The organism is Streptomyces phaeolivaceus, from assembly GCF_009184865.1.
Lineage (GTDB): Bacteria > Actinomycetota > Actinomycetes > Streptomycetales > Streptomycetaceae > Streptomyces > Streptomyces phaeolivaceus.
In genome coordinates, this window is sequence record NZ_CP045096.1 from 5,135,990 (window position 1) to 5,157,006 (window position 21,017).

A 21,017-nucleotide genomic window follows, 5' to 3' on the forward strand; every position below is an offset into this window, starting at 1 on the left:
GAAAGTCGAATTACGTACGCCACCGAGGAGGAGGATCCCGTGACCCGCATCGACAGCGTGCGCGCCGCGACCGGCTCGGCGAAGGACAGCGTGCTGCACGCCGCGGAAGTGGTGGCGCCCTACGCCGACACGGCCAAGGACAAGGCCTCGCACTACGCGCAAGAGGCACGCGTACGACTCGCGCCGAAGGTGTCGCAGGCCGCGGAACAGGCTCGCGTCCAGTACGACGCCCATGTCGTCCCGCGCCTGGAGCAGGCCCGCACGCATGTACCGCCGAAGGTCGACCACGCGGCCCATGAGGCCGCCGTCCGCACCCGCAAGGCGGCCCGCCAGGCCGCCGACTACTCCCGTCCACGTATCGAACAGGCCGTGGCCGCCGCCGGCCCCGTCCGCGAGGAGGCCACCGCCCGCAGTGTCGCGGCGCTGGCCGCGCTGCGCGGAAAGGTCTCGCCCCAGCAGATCCAGCGGCTGGTCCGCAGGCAGCAGCGCCGCGCGAGGCTCGGCCGCGCCGTCAAGGGCCTGGCCGTGGTGGGCCTCCTGGCGGGCGGCGCCTTCGCCGCCTGGAAGTGGTGGGACAAGCAGGCCAACCCCGACTGGCTGGTCGAGCCCCCCGCCGCCACCGAGGTCTCCGACGGCGGTCACCTGTCGTCCGTCGACGGCAGCGGCCAGTCCGTCCTCGACCCCGAGGTCCAGGCCAAGCAGGCCGAGGAGGAAGCCGCCGACCGCGACAACCACCGCTGAGAACCGGCGGCCCGAGGTCTTTTTTTCGAGACCGCCGCCGACTCTCGGCGACTTGCCTCGCGGCTCGGCCCTGACCGGAGACGCGTTCGGCGGGACAGCTTTCACAGCCCGGTGGGGCAGAAGACTTGAAGGTCTTCTGCCCCACCGGGCTGTTTCACGTGAAACAGAGCGACTCTTCAGGACCACGGGAACACGGGAGCCGGAATGTATTGATCCGGTTGCGAAGGGTGATACACACATTCCGCCGCACACCCCTGTGACTCAGCGCACCGGTTTCGCAACTGCGCACGCCGACACGTGCCACCGGCCGTCGCCCCGTTCCAGCGGCCTTCTCCTCCTGGAGTGCACAGATAGCGATCGCGACGAGGCCCGCTCGATGCCGCACCCGCGACCCGGGTCCGTAGGCACGAAAAAAGACCGGGTCGGATGTCGTACGACATCCGACCCGGTCGATCCGCCGTGGAGCCTAGGGGAGTCGAACCCCTGACATCTGCCATGCAAAGACAGCGCTCTACCAACTGAGCTAAGGCCCCGGAAGGGAAGCATCCACCCGGAACAACCGACCACCGGGGGGCTTCGCAGACCAGAGTACCGGGTCACCCCCGGGATCTCGCAAAAAGATTGGGGGTCCCCGTGAACGACCACTCTCCGTAAGATGCTCGTCGTGGTTCGCTACAGCGAACCACGGTATTTGGGGAAGCGATGGGGAGACGCAATGGACGCCGCACAGCAGGAAGCGACCGCAAGAGCCCGGGAGCTGCAGCGGAACTGGTACGGAGAGCCGTTGGGGGCGCTCTTCCGTAGGCTCATCGAGGACCTGGGGCTCAACCAGGCCCGTCTCGCGGGGGTGCTGGGCCTGTCCGCACCGATGCTGTCGCAGCTGATGAGCGGTCAGCGTGCCAAGATCGGCAACCCGGCGGTGGTGCAGCGGGTGCAGTTGCTGCAGGACCTGGCGGGTCAGGTCGCGGACGGCAGCGTGAGCGCCGCCGAGGCGACCGAGCGCATGGACGAGATCAAGAAGTCACAGGGGGGATCGGTGCTCAGCAACACCACGCAGTCGACGACGAGTTCGGGGGCGCCCACGGTCAAGCGGGTCGTCCGCGAGATCCAGTCGCTGCTTCGCTCGGTGGCCGCCGCGGGCGACATCATCGAGGCGGCGGACACCCTCGCCCCGACCCACCCGGAACTGGCAGAGTTCCTCCGGGTGTACGGCGCGGGCCGAACCTCGGACGCGGTGGCGCACTACCAGTCCCACCAGAACTGAGCCCAAGGCCCGGTCCCCGAAAGGGGGTTCGGCGACCGGGCCCAGGCCTGAAAGGGGAACGAGGGGTCTGTAGGCCCCTCGTGAGCCACGCGGACGTGGACGTAGGCTCCGGAAGAGCCGTGAAGCGCGGCGGAGGACAGCGGCGAGGACAGCGGCAGGGGGACTGAAGCGGGAAACAAGCTCCGAGGGAAGCCGGGCATGTGCGCGCCGGCTCCGCGGAGGGCGGCGCGCAGCGCCGTGTCCTCCGCCGACGGGCAGCCAAGGGGGGAGCCGAAGGGGGAACGACGCACAGCCATGGGTGAGGTCTTCGCCGGCCGGTACGAACTGGTCGACCCGATCGGGCGCGGGGGAGTCGGCGCGGTCTGGCGCACCTGGGACCACCGTCGCCGCCGCTATGTGGCCGCCAAGGTCCTGCAACAGCGTGACGCGCACGCCCTGCTGCGCTTCGTCCGTGAACAGGCCGTACGGATCGATCATCCCCATGTGCTCGCCCCCGCCAGCTGGGCCGCCGACGACGACAAGGTCCTGTTCACCATGGACCTGGTGGCCGGAGGCTCCCTGGTCAACCTCGTCAACGACTACGGTCCCCTCCCGCCCGCCTATGTCTGCGGCCTGCTCGACCAACTGCTGTCCGGCCTCGCCGCCGTACACGCCGAGGGCGTCATCCACCGTGACATCAAGCCCGCCAACGTGCTGCTGGAGGCCACCGGCACGGCCCGGCCCCGCCTGCGCCTGTCGGACTTCGGCATCGCCATGCGACTGGGCGAACCCCGCCTGACCGAGACCAACTACGTGGTGGGAACACCGGGTTACTTCGCGCCCGAGCAGATGCTGGGCGCCGACCCCGACTTCCCGGCCGACCTCTTCGCGGTGGGCCTGGTCGCGCTGTACCTGCTGGAGGGCGCCAAACCCGACGCCAAGGCCCTCATCGAGCACTTCGCCGCCCACGGCACGCCGAACGCCCCACGAGGCATCCCCGAGCCGCTGTGGCAGGTCATCGCCACACTGCTCCAGCCCGACCCCGGCTCCCGCTTCCGCACCGCGACAGGCGCCCGCAAGGCCCTCGCCGCAGCCACCGAACTCCTGCCCGAGCCGGGGCCCGACGACGAGGTCGTGGAGGTCTTCGACCAACTCGGCCCGCTCCCCAAGGGGTTCGCCCCCGAGGGACCCCTCCAGAGGGCATCGGGGCTGGACAAGACGGGCACGGGCACCGGAGGCACGCTCTCACCGACGCCAGGCTCGGGGACGGGCACTTCCTCCAACTCGCCGGGTCAGCCCCCCTCTTCGTCGCTCTCAGGGCCGTTCATGGGGGGTGTCACGCCGTCCGGCGCGGACGCGACCCCGCCGCCGCCTCACCACCCGCCGGCCTACGGCCCGACGCCCCGGGTTCCCCCGTCACAGCCCGGCGCAGGCACCGCGCCCCCCTCACCGCCCACGGATTCCATGCCCCAACCCCCTCCCACGGGCTCCATATCGCCACCCCCCATGCCGACCACCGCCCCTCCCCGGACGGGCTCCACTGGCTCCGACTCAGGCCCAAGCACGGGTACGGGCGCCAGCGCCAGCGCCGGCACGGGCACCGGCACCGGCACCGGCACCGGCACCGGGCACATATCGCCCGACGCGCCCCCCACCGCCGTACCACCGCGGCCCGACCGTGACCCCGTACCGCCTCGGCCGTCCACGATGTCGGACACAGGCAGCTTCCATCTGCCGCCGCCCCAGGTACTCGCCGCCCACGCACCGTCGCGAGAGGCGGAGCAGCAGCGCATCGCCGGCTCCGGCCACTCCCAGCACCACCCCGGGCAGCAGGCCACTCCCCCCGCCGCGACGCCCGTGCAGGCCGCCCCGGCGCAGCATCCCGAAGCCGCGCATCCGCACTCTCTCCGGGCGCACCCGCCGCTGGGCCTCTCCCAGGCTCCGACCGAGGCGGTGCAGCAGCACGCTTACGCGTCTACCGGTTCATACACCGATCGGCCCACGCAGGTTCCACGCCGATCGAGGGCCCTGCCCCGGCGTCGTCCGGGCCCGCCCGTCAAGGTGATCGTCCCGGTCCTGCTGGTCGCGCTGGCCTGCTTCGCGGTGGGTTTCTGGGCACTGGGCCAACTCTGATCCTGCTCCCCCTGGTCCTGCTCCCCCTGGTCCTTCTCCATCGATGCCCGCTCCGACGATGCCTTCCTGCTCCTCCGATGCCTGCTCACCGCACCAACCCACGTCCCCGCGTGACCACTTGTCCTACCACCCCCGGGACGCCCCGTGCCGCCCCCGCGCGGCCGTGCTCCCCTTCGGGCGCTCCGCCTTCGCTCCGGCAGCCGCTCGCCTGCGGGCCACGAGCGTCCACACCACGAGCCCGAGCACCAGCAGGCTCCCCGTGCCGATGCCGCCCGCCGCGACGGCCGTCATGGCGAGACGCCGGTCCCCGGAGCCGGAGGAGTTCCCGGAGCCCTCCCCACCGCCGGAGGTCTCCGCGTCTCCTGTGTCGCCGCTGTCCCCCGCGCCGTCCAGCGTGTCCCCCGTGGCTCCGCTCTCCGCGGCCCGCTGGTCCTCCTCGGTGACCTCGAAGACCCCGCGCGGCTGGGAGGCGCCCAGATAGCCGGGCCCGGCCCCGGCCTCGCCCTCCAGCCGCACCCGCAGGGTCAGCCCGAGAGGCTCCTCGCCGTACCGGTCCGCGACCGATGTCCCGAGGTGCAGCACCAGGTAGTACCAACCGGCGAACCGCATGCCGCTCACCTCGCCGTCGAGGGAGAAACGGTTCTCGTACGCGACGGGCGGGAGCGGGTCCAGAGGCGTGGACCGCTGTTCGCCCCCGTAGTTGCTGGTCCTGTCGTCCACGAAGCCGCGTACGGGGTTGTAGAGCGACATGACGAACGCGTTCCCCACGTACCCGTCACCGCCGGTCGTGCTGCCCAGCTCGGCGGTGGCGTGGAGCTGCTGTCCCCAGCCGACGGGCACCTTGTAGAAGAGGGTCTCCCCGGCCCTGATCCCGGCCTCGTCCCGCCAGACACCCTGCGCCACGGGGCTCGCCGTGGCGAAGCCGCTCCCTCCGCGACGGGGCTCGGGGTCCCCGGACAGGCTCTCGGGCGAGGCGGAGTTCCAGCTCTCGGGCGCGGTGGTCGAGTCGACCTTGGTCACGGCGGGCTCCGACACGAAGCCGAGCTCCAGCCCCCAGTCCTGCGACGAGCCGTCCGAGGGCGAGCCCGACACCGAGCCGACGGCTGCCCCGGCATCAGTACCCGCACCCGTGCTCGTCCCCGCACCGCTACCGGTTCCGGTTCCGGTTCCGGCGGCCGAGCCGACTCGTTCGACGACGACGTAGTACGGTCCGGCCTCCTGGCACATGTACTCGTCGCTGCCTATCTCACGCGAGGCCCAGGCGGTGACGGGGCGCGCACTGCGGGTCGGGCCGAAGCGGGCGGTCTCGTAGGAGCAGCGATGCGCGTCGGCGTCCTGCAGCGACACCCTGACACCGTCGGCGGACGCGACCGTCGACCCCGCTCCGGGCACGGCCGTGGCCGAGACGTACGCGTTGGCGGCGGCGCCGAGGTCGAGGCGGTAGTAGAGCTTCTCGCCGGGGCCGATGGAACTGCGATAGGTCTTGCCCGCCGCCAGCCGCACGGCTCCCGTGCTGCTCGTCGCGCCCTCGACCGTCCTCGCGTCCTCGCCGTAGAAGTAGGGAGCGGGCCCATCGGCCGCGACGGCGACCGCTCCGGGCGCCGCCGTCGCACACAGGGCCGCTGCGACGGCTGCCGCGGTTCGCCACCAGACCGTGCGCCGCCCCATCAAGCGCCACCCCTCGTCGTAGACCCGAAGTCGCTGTTCCGAAGTCGCTCCGATGTCGGAGCCCGGAAGAAGTCCGAACGGTCGATGCCCGGAAACGAGCCGGGCAGACCGCGTCCAGCGATCACGATCCGTCGACAGCGTCCGGAAAGCCATGGCCCTGAACGCGCCCATCCTGCCGGGCCGTACGCGCCGATGCCCGGGTTCCTGGGGAGGAGCGGCCGAAAACCGCCGCTGGAGAGACCACCGTTCCGCCACCGCAAGCGCATCATTCGCCAACGCGAATCCAGATGGGGTGGAATGCACCTAAAAGCCCGGGACGGGATGTGCGACGGGGCCGGGCGACACAAAACCCCGACCGCGAGCGCGGCCGGGGTCTGCTCTGAGACTGATGTCGATGTTCACGAACCCGTGGGCACGGAGTCAGTCGCCTCCGTCCACAGATCCTGCTCGGCGCGATCCGCCTGGATCTGGCGGTACACGAGGAGCCCGCCGATGGCGGCCAGTGCGACCAGGAGAAGCTTCTTCACCGCGCGACCTCGTCCTTCGTTGACGTAGGGGACCTCTGGCGCCCGACTATACACACCGACCGATACCGATCGGTGACCTACGTCGGCCCCTCAACTCCCGCCGGGAAGGCCTCAGTAGAACCGGATGTCACCGTTCCGATCGCAGGCTCATCACACAGGTCCCTCACATCTCGCACACCTCGACGAGCCCCGCGAGCGCCACTCCGACCTCCGTCCGCCTCGCCGTCCACCCCTCCGCCCGTCCACCTCACCCTCTCTGCCGCCTTCTGCGGCCTCCACGGCCCCCTGTGGGGCCTTCGGGAACTCTTCGGGCCCACGCACCCATCCGTGTGGTGTTCATCTGAAGATCCACGCGCCATGGGCGTCGGTCCACGATTTCGGAGCCCACATACACATCATGAGGAAAGTACGCAAATCGCCCAACCCGAAAGTGAGGGGCCATGGCCCAGAACAAGGTCATGAAGCTGTGGACCGCCGTCGTCACCGCCTTCCTGGCGCTGTGCACGGCGCTCGGACTCGTCACGACCACGGCATCGGCCGCGGTACAGCGGATCGAGACCACACGCAACTGCGCGGCCCCCGCGACGGCACCTGTGACGGCTCTGCCGGCCCGGCCCCACGATCGGGCCCTGCCCCCCACGATGAAGCAGCGCATCCGCGCCGAGGCCCACGGCTCCTCGCCCTCCTGCCGCCACCGCACCTCCCTGAACACGACGGCGACGGCCGCCGAGGCTCTGGAGCACCTTGAGCCCTCCCTCCCGCAAGCCGAGCGACCCGTCGCACCTCTCCAGCGCTGATTCGGGCCAGGCAGCGACCCGCACAACCAGTGGCGATCTTGCGTACACGCCCTGCGGAACAACGGCACGAACAGCGAGAGCCCCCGGCCTGGACAGCCGGGGGCTCTCGTGTGCGTACTCGAATTCGTCCTCATCGGCCACCGCCGTGAACGGGACGACGGCGCCGAGAACGACGAAGACCCTCGACCGATATCGGCTGAGGGTCTTCGTGCTGGTGGGGCTAACAGGATTTGAACCTGTGGCCTCATCCTTATCAGGGATGCGCTCTAACCAACTGAGCTATAGCCCCGCCGCGCTCTGCGGTGTGTATCCCGCGCGCTGACTCCTGAAGATTAGCGCACGACGTGGGGAGTCCCAAAATCGATACCCGGAGGGGGTCCGTGACGCGGTGGGCATGGCATCGGGGACGGCGTTCGACGCCGTCCCCGTGGGGCCGTACCCGGCATTCCCTACGCGGTGACCGTGCTCACTCGTCCTCGGCGAGCGTCAGCTCGATGCCGCCGACGAAGCCCGCGGAGAGGTTGTAGATGAAGGCGCCGAGGGTGGCGAGGGCGGTGGCGAGGACGACGTCGATGACCGCGATGACCGTGGTGAAGATCAGCACATTGGGCAGTGACAGGAACGCCTGCAGATCGAATCCGTTGGACTCGTTCGAGCCGGTGGCCTCGGAGATGGTGGCGCCGACCGTGGAGAAGACGCCCATCGCGTTCATGACCATCCACAGCACCGCCGCCGCGACGACCGTGCAGATGCCGAGGGCGATGGAGAGCAGGAAGCTGACCTTCATCACGGACCACGGGTCGGCCTTGGCCACCCGCAGTCGTGCCTTACGCGTGCGGGGCGTGGTGCGGGCTCCCGTGCGCGGCTTGCGGGACGACGGCTCCGGAGCCGGCTGATAGGCCTGCGGCGGATGGTACGGGCCGGCCTGCTGCTGCGCCTGCCGCTCACCGGGCAGCGCGGAGCCGCCGGCCTGCACCTGGGGCTGGGCCGGGGGCTGAGGCTGCGCCGGAGCCTGCTGACGGCCGGGCCCGCCCGGCGCCGCGGCCGGAGTGCCCGGCGCGGGCTGCTGGGTCTGCGGACCGCGGGTGTCCGTCACGGTTCCCCCCTGGGAGCCAGACTTCTGGGATCCAGACTTCTCGGACGAAGGCGCGGCCGCGTCGGCCGCACTCGGCTTGATCGCCTTCAGCTGGGTCGTGTGCGAGTCCATCGCACGCGCGGCGGAGCCACGGCCGTCGCCGTCCGCCTCCGACCCGGTCGAAGTGCCGGCCGAAGTACCGGACGATCCGGCGCCCGTGGCTCCGCTCACGCTGACTCACTCCTCGTGCTACTCGGACGAGGGCGCCTCACCCTCGTCCGTACCGGTCGTCGCGGCACCCTCGGCGGTCTCGTCCACGGCATCGTCGCCGTCGACCTCCTCCGCCTCCCGCCCCGCCTCGGCGTTACGAGCGATGCCGACGACGGCATCGCGCTTGCCCAGGTTGATCAGTTGGACGCCCATGGTGTCACGGCCGGTTTCCCTGATCTCGTTGACTCGCGTACGAATCACACCGCCCGACAGCGTGATGGCGAGGATCTCGTCCGTCTCCTCGACCACCAGCGCGCCCACGAGCGAACCGCGGTCCTCGACGATCTTGGCGGCCTTGATGCCGAGGCCGCCGCGACCCTGGACGCGGTACTCGTCGACGTTGGTCCGCTTCGCGTACCCACCGTCTGTGGCAGTGAACACGAACGTACCGGGTCGAACAACATTCATCGAGAGCAGCTCGTCCCCCTCACGGAAACTCATGCCCTTGACACCCGAGGTGGCACGGCCCATGGGCCGCAGTGCCTCGTCCGTCGCCGTGAAGCGGATCGACTGCGCCTTCTTGCTGATCAGAAGGATGTCATCCTCTGCCGATACGAGTTCGGCTCCGATCAGTTCGTCATCGGAACCGTCCTCCTTCTCACGGAGGTTGATCGCGATGACACCGCCGGCACGGGGCGAATCGTAATCCTTCAGAGGCGTCTTCTTCACAAGACCGCCCTTGGTGGCGAGCACCAGATAGGGCGTGGCCTCGTAGTCGCGGATCGCGAGGATCTCGGCGATCGCCTCGTCCGGCTGGAAGGCCAGCAGGTTGGCGACGTGCTGTCCACGCGCGTCACGTCCGGCGTCCGGCAGCTCATAGGCCTTGGCCCGGTACACACGGCCCTTGTTGGTGAAGAACAGCAGCCAGTGGTGCGTGGTGGACACGAAGAAGTGGTCGACGATGTCGTCTTCCTTGAGCTTCGTGCCGCGTACGCCCTTGCCGCCCCGCTTCTGCGCGCGGTAGTCGACCGTCTTGGTCCGCTTGACGTAGCCACCGCGCGAGACGGTGACGACGATGTCCTCCTCGGCGATGAGGTCCTCGATGGACATGTCGCCGTCGTAGGGCACCAGCATCGTCTTGCGGTCGTCGCCGAACTTCTCGACGATCGCGGCGAGTTCCGCGCTGACGATCCCGCGCTGACGGACGGCCGAGGCGAGGATCTCGTTGTACTCGCGGATCTTGGCCTGGAGTTCGTCGTGCTCCTGGATGATCTTCTGGCGCTCCAGGGCGGCCAGTCGCCGCAGCTGCATCTCCAGGATGGCGTTGGCCTGGATCTCGTCGATCTCCAGGAGGTCCATCAGGCCCGTGCGCGCGATGTCGACGGTGTCGCTGCGCCGGATCAGCGCGATGACCTCGTCGATGGCGTCCAGGGCCTTCAGCAGACCGCGCAGGATGTGCGCCCGCTCCTCGGCCTTGCGCAGCCGGAACTTCGTACGGCGGACGACGACCTCGATCTGGTGCGTCACCCAGTGGCGGATGAACGCGTCCAGGGAGAGGGTGCGCGGCACACCGTCGACCAGGGCCAGCATGTTGGCGCCGAAGTTGGTCTGCAGATCGGTGTGCTTGTACAGGTTGTTCAGCACGACCTTGGCGACCGCGTCGCGCTTGAGGACGATGACCAGGCGCTGGCCCGTACGGGACGAGGTCTCGTCGCGGACGTCCGCGATGCCGCCGATCTTGCCGTCCTTCACCAGGTCGGCGATCTTCTGCGCGAGGTTGTCGGGGTTGGTCTGGTAGGGCAGTTCCGTGACCACCAGGCACTGGCGGTTCTGGATCTCCTCGACCTCGACGACCGCGCGCATCGTGATGGAGCCGCGGCCGGTGCGGTACGCCTCCTCGATGCCCTTGCGGCCGACCACCAGGGCGCCGGTCGGGAAGTCGGGGCCCTTGATGCGCTCGATCAGCGCGTCCAGGAGCTCCTCGTGGGAGGCCTCGGGGTTCTCCAGGTACCACTGGGCGCCGGCCGCGACCTCGCGGAGGTTGTGCGGCGGGATGTTGGTCGCCATGCCGACCGCGATGCCCGCCGAGCCGTTGATCAGCAGGTTCGGGAAGCGGGCCGGGAGGACGGTCGGCTCCTGGGAACGGCCGTCGTAGTTGTCCGTGAAGTCGACGGTCTCCTCGTCGATGTCACGGACCATCTCCATCGACAGCGGCGCCATCTTGCACTCGGTGTAGCGCATGGCCGCCGCCGGGTCGTTGCCCGGAGAGCCGAAGTTGCCGTTGGAGTCCACCAGCGGCATCCGCATCGACCACGGCTGCGCGAGGCGGACCAGCGCGTCGTAGATCGAGGAGTCGCCGTGCGGGTGGTAGTTGCCCATGACGTCGCCGACGACACGGGCGCACTTGTAGAAGCCCTTCTCGGGCCGGTAGCCGCCGTCGTACATGGCGTACAGGACACGGCGGTGGACGGGCTTGAGTCCGTCGCGTACGTCGGGCAGCGCGCGGGACACGATGACGGACATCGCGTAGTCCAGGTACGAGCGCTGCATCTCCGTCTCGAGCCCGACGGGCTCGATGCGCACGGTCGTCTCGCCGGCCTCGCCGGGCGTGACGGGGCCAGAGGAAAGATTGGGGGTCTCGTCGGCCATTGCTGGTGGGGATCCTTCCTGGTGCGGTCAGCTGAGACCGACTCAGATGTCGAGGAAGCGGACGTCCTTGGCGTTGCGCTGGATGAACTGGCGCCTGGCCTCGACGTCCTCGCCCATCAGGACCGAGAACAGTTCGTCGGCCTGGGCGGCGTCGTCGAGCGTGACCTGGCCGAGGACACGGTGGTCGACGTCCATGGTCGTGATGCGCAGTTCCTCGGCGTTCATCTCGCCGAGACCCTTGAAGCGCTGGATCGAGTCCTCCCGGACGCGCTTGCCGTTCTGCCGGCCGAGCTCGATCAGGGCGTCGCGCTCACGGTCCGAGTAGGCGTACTCGAAGTCCTCACGGCCCCACTTGATCTTGTAGAGCGGGGGACGCGACAGGAACACGTGTCCGGCCTCGACCAACGGCCGCATGAAGCGGAACAGGAAGGTCAGCAGCAGGGTGTTGATGTGCTGGCCGTCGACGTCGGCGTCCGCCATCAGGATGATCTTGTGATAGCGGAGCTTGGAGATGTCGAAGTCCTCGTGCACACCCGTGCCGAAGGCGGAGATCAGCGCCTGGATCTCCTGGTTCTGCAGGATCTTGTCGATCCGCGCCTTCTCGACGTTGAGGATCTTGCCCCGGATCGGGAGGATCGCCTGGTACTGCGGGTTGCGGCCGGACTTGGCCGAGCCGCCGGCGGAGTCACCCTCGACGATGAAGATCTCGCACTTGGTGGGGTCGTTCGACTGGCAGTCGCTCAGCTTGCCCGGCAGCGACGCCGTCTCCAGCAGGCCCTTGCGACGGGTCAGGTCACGGGCCTTGCGTGCCGCCACGCGCGCGGTGGCCGCCTGGATGGACTTGCGGATGATGTCCGCCGCCTCGACCGGGTTGCGGTCCAGCCAGTCCGTCAGGTGCTCGTGGACGACCTTCTGCACGAAGGTCTTCGCCTCCGTGTTGCCCAGCTTGGTCTTGGTCTGGCCCTCGAACTGCGGCTCGCTCAGCTTGATCGAGATGATCGCCGTCAGACCCTCGCGGATGTCGTCGCCCGTGAGATTGTCGTCCTTCTCCCGCAGCAGCTTCTTGTCGCGCGCGTAGCGGTTGATCAGACCGGTCATCGCGGCACGGAAGCCCTCTTCGTGCGTACCGCCCTCGTGCGTGTGGATGATGTTGGCGAAGGAGTAGACACCCTCGCTGTAACCGCTGTTCCACTGCATCGCGACCTCGACGGACAGGAGCTTGTCCTTGTCCTCCGCCTCGAAGTCGATGACGGACGGGTGCACCACGTCCCCCTTGCGGGAGTTGAGGTGCTTCACGAAGTCGACGATGCCGCCCTCGTAGTGGTACGAGACGGTCTTGACCTCGTGCTTCTCGTCCTCGCCGGCCTCGTCCGCCCCGGCGGTGGCCTTCGCGGACTCGCGCTCGTCAGTGAGTTTGATCGTCAAACCCTTGTTGAGGAACGCCATCTCCTGGAAGCGCCGCGAGAGCGTCTCGAAGGAGTAGTCCGTGGTCTCGAAGATGTCCGGGTCGGCCCAGAAGGTCACCGAGGTGCCGTGCTCGTCGGTGGCCTCGTGCTGCGCGAGCGGGGCCGTCGGGACGCCCAGCTTGTAGTCCTGCGTCCAGCGGTGCCCGTCGGTCCTGATCTCGACGGCGACCTTGGTCGACAGGGCGTTCACGACGGAGACACCCACGCCGTGCAGACCGCCGGAGACCGCGTAACCGCCGCCGCCGAACTTGCCGCCCGCGTGCAGGACCGTCAGCACGACCTCGACGGCGGGCTTGCCCTCGGAGGGGACGATACCGACCGGGATGCCACGGCCGTTGTCGACGACCCGTACGCCGCCGTCGGCGAGGATCGTCACGTCGATGGTGTCCGCGTGCCCGGCCAGGGCCTCGTCCACGGAGTTGTCGACGACCTCCTGCACAAGGTGGTGCAGGCCACGCTCACCGGTCGAGCCGATGTACATGCCGGGCCGCTTGCGGACCGCGTCCAGCCCTTCGAGGACGGTGATGGCGCTGGCGTCGTACGAGGCTGTGACCTCGCCGTTGGCGCCGGCGTCGGTGGACGGGATGTTCTCGTTGGGGTTGCCGGAATCGGCCACGAAGCGCCCTTTCTGGCACAGCACAAGCCAGGCTCCCGGCGGGTTTGCCGGAGCGGCTGCGGCATGTTGCGGTGGAAGCCTTTGTCTGCGTTGAACGGTGTTTCCGAAGCGGTCCCCACGAATGGGGCGGGATTAGCTTCCAGTCTACCGGTAGCGCCGACTGTGATGGGGGTTTGCCGGTACCTGAGTCCGCATGTGCCGCCCTGAACCGGTCTCTCCCGACTCCCCATATGCGGAACGGGGCTCCAAGAGGCTCACAGCGGCACTCAGCGCTTCCGGGTGTCAACCCTTTGCTACTCCCGGGTCAGGTCGCCGTTCGCAACCGCACGCGAACGCGCGCGCCGGAGCGCGAGGCCGCTCACCGGGCGACGGAGACCCCTCGGTCATGGGTGCGGAAGCACCCGGAAATGTGACTACGGTCACCCGTAGGTGTCGCCGGGCCCGGTGCTGCCCGGGGCCCGCAGAGGCCCGTAGCGACGGGCGGCGCCGGCCGGTCCGTGGACCTTCAGCAGCCGTACGGTGCCGTGCCCGAGGTCTTCATTGAGCCGGGCGACCAACTGCGGGGCCAGCAGCCGCACGTTCGTCGCCCACGCCGTCGAGTCGCACCGCACGTGCAGGACCCGCTCGTCCTCGTCGTACCGCTCCGGTACACATCGTCTGGCCAGGTCGTCGCCGACGATCTGCGGCCAACGCCCCATCACGCCCCCCACCGCGGCCGGCGTCTCCCAGCCCCGCTCGGTGATCAGCCGGTTGATCGCGGGGCCGAGCGGCATCGGGTCGCGCCCGTCGGCACGCGCGCCGGAGCGCAGCCCGCCGCCGCGCCTGGCCTGCTTCTTCTGCTGGGTGGCCTCGCCACGCGCGCGTGCGGCCTCCTTCGCGGCGCGCAGCGCCACGCGCGCGAGGTCCACGCCGGAGTGCTCGGGAGGCTTCGGTGCTTCCTCGGATCCGCTCATGCGCGCTCCACCGTCCCGTCCGACACGGTGTACCGCGTCCCCGTCAGTACGTCCGGTACGTCGTCGTCGACCGCGGCGGTCACCAGGACCTGCTCGCCGGGCGCGACCAGCTCCGCCAGGCGCTCCCGCCGGCGGGAGTCCAGCTCGGCGAAGACGTCGTCGAGGATCAGCACCGGTTCGTTGCCCTCGGCCCGCAGCAGGTCGTACGAGGCGAGCCGCAGGGAGAGGGCGTACGACCAGGACTCCCCGTGGGAGGCGTAGCCCTTGGCGGGCAGCTGACCGAGTTTGAGAACCAGATCGTCCCGGTGGGGCCCGACCAGGGTGACACCCCGCTCGATCTCCTGCTGGCGGCTCTCGGCGAGGGCCGCCAGCAGCTGCTCGTACAGGTCCTCGCGCGCGTGGCCGACGATGCCGGGCGAGGAGGGTTTGTATTCCAGACCCACCGGTCCGCCACCGGGTGCCAGCTGCTCGTAGGCCTTGTCGGCGAGCGGCTGGATCGTGGCGACCAGGTCCAGGCGCTGGGCGAGCAACTCGGCGCCCACGCGCGCGAGGTGCTGGTCCCAGACGTCGAGGGTGGAGAGGTCCATGGTGCGTCCGCCGTGTCGGCGGGCCAGCGCGGCCGTCTTCAGGAGCGTGTTGCGCTGCTTGAGCACCCGCTCGTAGTCGGAGCGCACGCCCGCCATGCGTGGGGCGCGGGCGGTGATCAGCTCGTCGAGGAAGCGCCGCCGCTCACCGGGGTCGCCCTTGACCAGCGCGAGGTCCTCCGGCGCGAACAGCACCGTCCGCACGATGCCGAGCACATCACGCGGTCTGACCTGCGACGACCTGTTGATGCGCGCCCGGTTCGCCTTGCCGGGGTTCAGCTCCAGCTCGACCAGCTGCTGACGCTCGCCCTGCCGCACCTGTGCCCGGATCACCGCGCGGTCGGCGCCCATGCGGACCAAAGGCGCGTCCGAGGACACCCGGTGGCTGCCGAGGGAAGCGAGATAGCCGACCGCCTCGACCAGGTTCGTCTTGCCCTGCCCGTTGGGGCCGACGAACGCGGTGACGCCCGGGTCGAGCGGGACCTCGACCCGGGCGTAGGAGCGGAAGTCGGCGAGCGACAGGTGCGTGACGTGCATGGTCGGGTGCCGACCTCCCCCAGGGTTGTGGACCGCCGTGCGGCCCTGTGGACGACTTCTCGTCGACCGTAGTGTGTTCGTCGTCGTCTTCTGTGCCGCGGGTTACTTCTTCTCGACCGCGTGGCCGCCGAACTGGTTCCGCAGCGCCGCGATCATCTTCATCTGCGGGGAGTCCTCCTGGCGCGACGCGAACCGCGCGAAGAGCGAGGCCGTGATCGCGGGCAGCGGCACGGCGTGGTCGATGGCGGCCTCCACGGTCCACCGGCCCTCGCCGGAGTCCTGTGCAAAGCCCTTCAGCCCGTCCAGGTGCTCGTCCGCGTCGAGGGAGTTCACCGCCAGGTCGAGCAGCCAGGAGCGGATGACCGTGCCGTCCTGCCAGGAGCGGAAGACCTCGCGGACGTCCGTCACCGAGTCGACCTTCTCCAGCAACTCCCAGCCCTCGGCGTACGCCTGCATCATCGCGTACTCGATGCCGTTGTGGACCATCTTCGCGAAGTGCCCGGCGCCGACCTTGCCTGCGTGCACCGCGCCGAGGTCGCCCTCGGGCTTCAGCGCGTCGAGGACCGGCCGCACCTTGGCGACGTGCTCCACGTCGCCGCCGTACATCAGCGCGTAGCCGTTCTCCAGGCCCCAGACGCCGCCGGAGACACCGCAGTCGACGAAGCCGATGCCCTTGGCCGCCAACTCCTCGGCGTGCTTCTCATCGTCCGTCCAGCGGGAGTTGCCGCCGTCCACGACGACGTCACCGGGTTCGAGCAGTTCGGCCAGTGCGTCGACGGTGGCCTGGGTCGCGGCACCGGCCGGGACCATCACCCACACGACCCGCGGGCCCGCGAGCTTGCCCACCAGCTCTTCGAGGCTGTGGACATCGGCGAGTTCCGGGTTCCGGTCGTATCCGACGACGGTGTGGCCCGCGCGGCGGATCCGCTCGCGCATGTTGCCGCCCATCTTGCCGAGGCCGACGAGACCGAGCTCCATCAGTTGTTCCTTAGGTTGCGACGTGGCATGAGGGCACCTGACCTGCGTACCCACGCACGAGCCTAAACCCGGACGCTCACGCACACCTGCGGGCATACCCGCTCAAAAGTACGCCCCGACCTGCGGCTTCGCGCCGAGGGCCCGGTGATCCACCGGGCCCCGCGGTGCTGTGGACGACCTCCGGCGCCTCGGCCGCGGCGGTGTCCGGCCAGTCAGCCGCTGAGCCGCACCGGCATGATCAGGTACTTGTAGGCCTCGTCCGCCTCGGCGTCCACGGCCGGCTTGCCGCTGAGCAGCGCGGGCTTGGTGGACGTCGTGAACGACAGCTGAGCGACCGGGGAGTCGATGGCGCTCAGGCCGTCCAGCAGGAACGTCGGGTTGAAGGCGATCGAGATGTCGTCGCCCTCCAGCTGGGCGTCGACCCTTTCCACAGCCTGTGCGTCGTCGCTGGAACCGGCCTCCAGGATCAGCACGCCCTGCTCGAAGCTCAGCCGCACCGGGGTGTTCCGCTCGGCGACCAGGGCGACACGCTTGACGGCCTCGACGAAGGGGGCGGTCTCGATGACGGCGACGCTGTTGAACTCCGTCGGGAACAGCGTGCGGTACTTCGGGAGGTCGCCCTCCAGCAGTCGTGTGGTCGTACGACGGCCGGCGCCCTCGAAACCGATCAGGCCCTCGCCGGAACCCGAGCCGGAGAGCGCCAGGATGACGCTGTCGCCGCTCGTGAGCGCCTTGGCGGTGTCCAGGAGCGTCTTGGCGGGCACCAGGGCCACCGCGGACGCCTCGGGGTTCTCCGGCTTCCACAGGAACTCGCGGACCGCGAAGCGGTAGCGGTCGGTGGAGGCCAGCGTGACCGTGTCGCCCTCGATCTCGATGCGCACACCGGTGAGGACGGGCAGGGTGTCGTCGCGCCCGGCGGCGATGGCCACCTGGGCGGCGGCGGAGGCGAAGACCTCGCCGGGAACGGTGCCTGTGGCGTTCGGCATCTGCGGCAGCGACGGGTACTCCTCCACAGGCAGTGTGTGGAGGGTGAAGCGCGAGGAGCCACAGACCACGGTCGCCCGCACACCGTCCGTGGAGATCTCCACCGGTCGGTTGGGGAGCGCGCGGCAGATGTCGGCGAGCAGTCGGCCGGAGACGAGCACCGTGCCCTCCTCGTCGACCTCCGCCTCCACGGACACTCGCGCCGAGACCTCGTAGTCGAAGCTGGAGAGGCTCAGCTGGCCTTCCTCGGCCTTCAGAAGGAGGCCGGCGAGGACAGGCGCCGGCGGACGGGCCGGGAGGCTGCGCGCCGCCCAGGCCACGGCCTCCGCGAGTACGTCGCGTTCCACCCGGATCTTCACTGTTGCCGCCTCCTGCTGTTGCCGGCGCTTCTCGCCCTGCCTGGCTTCGTCGTCTGTCCGGTGTCGCTGGTTCCTGTGAGGGGAAGGACACCGGGGAACAGTCTGACGCACACCACTGACACTCGGAGCCTCTCGGGGTCAAGTCGTGACGAGGCGCGGTCAGGCAGCCCAGAGCGAGTTGTGCACAGGACCCACTTCGAAACGGATTCCCAGCTCTCTCTAGTTGGGAGTAGTAGTAGGGCCTGTGGAAACCGTGGATAACCCCGTTTTCGCAGCTCAGGCGGCAAATTTTGTCCACCGGGCCTGTGGGCGGAGCCGGTGGACAACCGGGGGTATCTGTGGAGAACAGAAAGTTCTGCACACGCCGTGCACAGCCCCGGGGCACTTCTCCCCAACGGCGTCCCCAGGTTTACCCGCCTTTCCCACAGCCCAACCAGGCAACTTCATGTGACGCCTTTCACTCGACACGGTGAGGAGGCGCGTTGGCTTGCCGAACAGTGGACAGGCATGTGGAGAAGCCGACGATCACTGGGGACAACTGCCCTCAGCCTGTGGGTTGTCGGTGGACAACTCCGTCCACAGTCTGTGGATCCCCGCTTCGTCCACAGCCTGTGGAGATCTTTCGTCCACGGATCCACAGGGGGTTGACCTGGCTCGATGATCCCTCGATCGTCCGCCCTGTGGACACGATCTGCATAACTTCCCGGTCCCCAGGGTGTGGACGGGAAAAAGTCCCCGAATCTGTGGAGGGAGGCCGTAACGCGGCAGGTAATCGAACACCTGATGACGGCGCGACGACGGCCGAGGCCTGCCCGGAGGACGGACGGGGCCCCGCAGGAACGCCGAAGGCGCCCTCGGGAACTCGTCCCGGGGCGCCCTCAGCGACGTACGGCGGCCTCTGTCAGCCGTTCTTGATGCGGTTCGTCAGCTCCGTCACCTGGTTGTAGATGGAGCGGCGCTCGGCCATCAGCGCGCGGATCTTGCGGTCGGCGTGCATGACGGTGGTGTGGTCACGGTTGCCGAACTGCGCGCCGATCTTGGGCAGCGACAGATCGGTCAGCTCACGGCACAGATACATGGCGATCTGCCGGGCGGTGACCAGGGCGCGACCCCGTGAGGTGCCGCAGAGATCCTCCACCGTGAGCCCGAAGTAGTCGGCCGTCGCGGCCATGATCGCCCCGGCGGTGATCTCGGGGGACGCGTTCTCGCCGCCCGGGATCAGGTCCTTGAGCACGATCTCGGTCAGCCCGAGGTCCACCGGCTGCCGGTTGAGCGACGCGAACGCCGTCACCCGGATCAGCGCGCCCTCCAGCTCGCGGATGTTGCGCGAGATACGGGACGCGATGAACTCCAGTACCTCCGGCGGGGCGTTGAGCTGCTCCTGCACCGCCTTCTTGCGGAGGATCGCGATACGCGTCTCCAGCTCCGGCGGCTGGACGTCGGTGATCAGACCCCACTCGAAACGGTTCCGCAGCCGGTCCTCCAGGGTCACCAGCTGCTTCGGCGGCCGGTCGCTGGAGAGCACGATCTGCTTGTTCGCGTTGTGGAGCGTGTTGAAGGTGTGGAAGAACTCCTCCTGCGTCGACTCCTTGTCCGCCAGGAACTGGATGTCGTCCACGAGCAGGATGTCCATCTCCCGGTACCGCTTGCGGAAGCTGTCGCCCTTGCCGTCACGGATCGAGTTGATGAACTCGTTGGTGAACTCCTCCGAGCTCACGTACCGCACCCGCGTACCCGGGTAGAGGCTGCGCGCGTAGTGCCCGATCGCGTGCAGCAGGTGCGTCTTGCCGAGTCCCGACTCCCCATAGATGAAGAGGGGGTTGTACGCCTTCGCCGGCGCTTCGGCGACGGCCACCGCCGCCGCGTGCGCGAAACGGTTCGAGGCACCGATGACGAAGGTGTCGAAGAGGTACTTCGGGTTGAGGCGTGCGGTCGGTTCACCCGGACCGGGCGCCGGCGCGGGCTGCGCCGCCAGCGGGCCGGGCGCGCTGCTGGCCGGGCCGCCCCGGTGCACATGCCCCGAGCCCGGCGGCGGCTCGGGGAGCTCACGCCGGTCCGGACGCGCGTAGTCGGAGTCGGACCCCGGCCGGTCGTAGTCGCCGCGGCCCTGGTCGTAGTCGGAGCGCGGGGAGTCGTACTCGGAGCGCTGCTGGTCGTACGGCGGCCGGTCCATCGGCTGCGAGCGGTAGTCCGACGACGGCGAGGCGTACGGGTCCCGCTCCGGGAAGCCGAGCCGCTGCTGCTGCCAGCCGTAGTCGTCCTGCGACGGCCGCGGCCAGGCGCCGGGCTCGGGGCGCTGGTACTCGGACGGATACGCGGGGCGCGCGGTCGGAAGCTGGTCCGAGCGGCCGGTGGGGAGCTGTTCCGAGCGCGGGGGCGGCAACTGGTCGCCGGGCCCGCCGCTCAGCTGCTCGCCGCCACGTCCCGGACCGCGGTCGTCGGCCCGATGGCGGCCGTATCCCTCATAGGGGCCGCGGCCTTGGCCGTCGTATCCGTTCTGATTGTCGTACGTGTTCTGGTTCTCGTACCCACCACGCGCGTCGCGCCCCTGGCCGTCGTACGCACCCCTGTTGTCGTAGCCGTCGCGGTTCTGCGACGGGACGGAAGGAAGCTCCGACTCCTCGAAACGGTGCTGCGCCGGCGGGGACGGCTGCTCGCCGACAGAGCTGTCGACGGTGATCGCGATACGGATCGGGCGCCCGCACTCCCGGCTCAGGGTCTCGCTGACGATCGGCGCGAGCCGGCCTTCGAGTACGCCCTTCGCGAACTCGTTCGGAACGGCGAGAAGAGCCGTGTCCGCGACCAGCGCGAGGGGCTGGCAGCGCTTGATCCAGCGCTCGTCCTTCACCTCGACGCCTTGACCGCGGCCCTCACCGAGGAGCTTCTCCAATACTCGTGGCCACACTGCGGCAAGATCGGCAGGTACGTCAGCCACAGGGCACGCTCTCTCACAGGTCCCACGAACGTGTGGTTCTGGGACAGGTCGGTTTGAAACTCGGGTGGGGCTCTCGGGATGAGGTGCTGGTGGGTGGGTCGGGTCCCAGCAGCCAAAGGAAAGGGAACGAATCGGAGTTCCGTCACGGTAGTCACGGCGACGGGTGCGGTTCAAGTTGTTGTCCCCAGCCTGTGGATAGTGTCTCCCCGTGACCTCCGGTTTGACCGGATGGCGTAGCCGCGCGTACCGTAACCAGGTCGAGTTGTCGATGGCTGCTGCCGCCTGCCTCCGATGGGCACAGATCGCGTCAGGTGATCGGACAGCGGTGCACTCGGGCGTTTATACGAGCTACTCGTGGGCGCACGGTGACAGCCAGGACGGCACCCGCAAACACCGATTTCTTTCTGGAGCCCCCGAGTGAGCAAGCGCACCTTCCAGCCGAACAACCGTCGTCGCGCGAAGACCCACGGCTTCCGCCTGCGGATGCGTACCCGTGCCGGTCGCGCGATTCTCGCGAACCGCCGCAGCAAGGGTCGCGCCAGCCTGTCGGCCTGATCCAGAT

The 21,017-nt window shown here is 69.2% G+C and carries 15 protein-coding genes and 2 tRNA genes; 5 read left to right on the forward strand and 12 right to left on the reverse strand.

Translation table 11 applies throughout. The features are described 5' to 3' along the window. Positions 1 to 39: 39 nt before the first annotated feature. Positions 40 to 741: a DUF5324 family protein gene (locus F9278_RS24255; RefSeq protein WP_152170212.1), complete on the forward strand. Its 702-nt coding sequence runs from the start codon at positions 40 to 42 to the stop codon at positions 739 to 741. Positions 742 to 1,201: 460 nt separating this feature from the next. Here F9278_RS24255 and F9278_RS24260 read toward each other — a convergent pair. Next, a tRNA-Ala gene (locus F9278_RS24260) sits at positions 1,202 to 1,274 on the reverse strand. Between the two features lie 182 nt (positions 1,275 to 1,456). On the opposite strand from F9278_RS24260, the gene F9278_RS24265 reads away from it, so the two are divergent. Beyond that, entirely contained in the window at positions 1,457 to 2,005 is a 549-nt protein-coding gene (locus F9278_RS24265; protein ID WP_033530590.1) for a helix-turn-helix domain-containing protein, read from the forward strand. Between the two features lie 294 nt (positions 2,006 to 2,299). After that, complete coding sequence (locus tag F9278_RS24270; RefSeq protein ID WP_152170213.1) at positions 2,300 to 4,117, forward strand: serine/threonine protein kinase; 1,818 nt, start codon at positions 2,300 to 2,302, stop codon at positions 4,115 to 4,117. A 123-nt stretch (positions 4,118 to 4,240) separates the two neighbouring features. Here F9278_RS24270 and F9278_RS24275 read toward each other — a convergent pair whose 3' ends face one another. Continuing rightward, entirely contained in the window at positions 4,241 to 5,785 is a 1,545-nt protein-coding gene (locus F9278_RS24275) for a hypothetical protein (RefSeq protein ID WP_152170214.1), read from the reverse strand. Positions 5,786 to 6,183: 398 nt separating this feature from the next. Continuing rightward, positions 6,184 to 6,312: a DLW-39 family protein gene (locus tag F9278_RS24280; RefSeq protein WP_003999697.1), complete on the reverse strand. Its 129-nt coding sequence runs from the start codon at positions 6,310 to 6,312 to the stop codon at positions 6,184 to 6,186. Between the two features lie 440 nt (positions 6,313 to 6,752). On the opposite strand from F9278_RS24280, the gene F9278_RS24285 reads away from it, so the two are divergent. Then, positions 6,753 to 7,109, forward strand: a complete 357-nt coding sequence (locus F9278_RS24285) for a DUF6344 domain-containing protein (RefSeq protein ID WP_152170216.1) — start codon at positions 6,753 to 6,755, stop codon at positions 7,107 to 7,109. Between the two features lie 212 nt (positions 7,110 to 7,321). Here the strand turns inward: F9278_RS24285 and F9278_RS24290 are convergent. The 9 genes from F9278_RS24290 to dnaA all read right to left on the reverse strand — a co-directional run bounded on the left by F9278_RS24290 (position 7,322) and on the right by dnaA (position 20,455). Beyond that, positions 7,322 to 7,398: transfer RNA gene (locus F9278_RS24290), tRNA-Ile, on the reverse strand. Between the two features lie 177 nt (positions 7,399 to 7,575). Then, positions 7,576 to 8,415 (reverse strand): DUF3566 domain-containing protein, encoded by an 840-nt coding sequence (locus F9278_RS24295; protein WP_152170217.1) that lies wholly within the window; start codon positions 8,413 to 8,415, stop codon positions 7,576 to 7,578. Positions 8,416 to 8,433: 18 nt separating this feature from the next. Continuing rightward, positions 8,434 to 11,043: a DNA gyrase subunit A gene (gyrA, locus tag F9278_RS24300; protein WP_152170218.1), complete on the reverse strand. Its 2,610-nt coding sequence runs from the start codon at positions 11,041 to 11,043 to the stop codon at positions 8,434 to 8,436. A gap of 42 nt (positions 11,044 to 11,085) precedes the next feature. Next, positions 11,086 to 13,149 (reverse strand): DNA topoisomerase (ATP-hydrolyzing) subunit B, encoded by a 2,064-nt coding sequence (gene gyrB, locus F9278_RS24305; RefSeq protein ID WP_152170219.1) that lies wholly within the window; start codon positions 13,147 to 13,149, stop codon positions 11,086 to 11,088. A gap of 395 nt (positions 13,150 to 13,544) precedes the next feature. Further along, positions 13,545 to 14,078 carry a DUF721 domain-containing protein gene (locus F9278_RS24310; RefSeq protein WP_193241614.1) on the reverse strand — a complete coding sequence of 178 codons (534 nt, stop codon included), beginning with the start codon at positions 14,076 to 14,078 and terminating at the stop codon, positions 13,545 to 13,547. Further along, a complete protein-coding gene (gene recF / locus F9278_RS24315; RefSeq protein ID WP_152170220.1) occupies positions 14,075 to 15,199 on the reverse strand; it encodes a DNA replication/repair protein RecF in 1,125 nt (374 codons plus the stop codon). Before recF ends, F9278_RS24310 begins: the two co-directional genes overlap by 4 nt. 102 nt (positions 15,200 to 15,301) lie before the next feature. Then, a complete protein-coding gene (gene gnd / locus F9278_RS24320; RefSeq protein WP_152170221.1) occupies positions 15,302 to 16,177 on the reverse strand; it encodes a phosphogluconate dehydrogenase (NAD(+)-dependent, decarboxylating) in 876 nt (291 codons plus the stop codon). Between the two features lie 212 nt (positions 16,178 to 16,389). Next, positions 16,390 to 17,520 (reverse strand): DNA polymerase III subunit beta, encoded by a 1,131-nt coding sequence (gene dnaN, locus F9278_RS24325; RefSeq protein WP_037689673.1) that lies wholly within the window; start codon positions 17,518 to 17,520, stop codon positions 16,390 to 16,392. A 901-nt stretch (positions 17,521 to 18,421) separates the two neighbouring features. Further along, positions 18,422 to 20,455, reverse strand: a complete 2,034-nt coding sequence (gene dnaA, locus F9278_RS24335; RefSeq protein ID WP_152170222.1) for a chromosomal replication initiator protein DnaA — start codon at positions 20,453 to 20,455, stop codon at positions 18,422 to 18,424. A gap of 417 nt (positions 20,456 to 20,872) precedes the next feature. On the opposite strand from dnaA, the gene rpmH reads away from it, so the two are divergent. Further along, positions 20,873 to 21,010, forward strand: coding sequence for a 50S ribosomal protein L34 (gene rpmH, locus F9278_RS24345; RefSeq protein ID WP_005482975.1), 138 nt, complete (start codon positions 20,873 to 20,875; stop codon positions 21,008 to 21,010). The last annotated feature ends 7 nt before the right edge of the window (positions 21,011 to 21,017 follow it).

Excerpts from the sequence above, each read along its gene's own strand:
- F9278_RS24275 (WP_152170214.1), bottom strand. The coding sequence starts at position 5,785 with ATGGGGCGGCGCACGGTCTGGTGGCGAACCGCGGCAGCCGTCGCAGCG.
- F9278_RS24285 (WP_152170216.1), top strand. The coding sequence starts at position 6,753 with ATGGCCCAGAACAAGGTCATGAAGCTGTGGACCGCCGTCGTCACCGCC.
- F9278_RS24270 (WP_152170213.1), top strand. The coding sequence starts at position 2,300 with ATGGGTGAGGTCTTCGCCGGCCGGTACGAACTGGTCGACCCGATCGGG.
- gyrA (WP_152170218.1), bottom strand. The coding sequence starts at position 11,043 with ATGGCCGACGAGACCCCCAATCTTTCCTCTGGCCCCGTCACGCCCGGC.
- gnd (WP_152170221.1), bottom strand. The coding sequence starts at position 16,177 with ATGGAGCTCGGTCTCGTCGGCCTCGGCAAGATGGGCGGCAACATGCGC.
- F9278_RS24310 (WP_193241614.1), bottom strand. The coding sequence starts at position 14,078 with ATGAGCGGATCCGAGGAAGCACCGAAGCCTCCCGAGCACTCCGGCGTG.
- F9278_RS24265 (WP_033530590.1), top strand. The coding sequence starts at position 1,457 with ATGGACGCCGCACAGCAGGAAGCGACCGCAAGAGCCCGGGAGCTGCAG.
- recF (WP_152170220.1), bottom strand. The coding sequence starts at position 15,199 with ATGCACGTCACGCACCTGTCGCTCGCCGACTTCCGCTCCTACGCCCGG.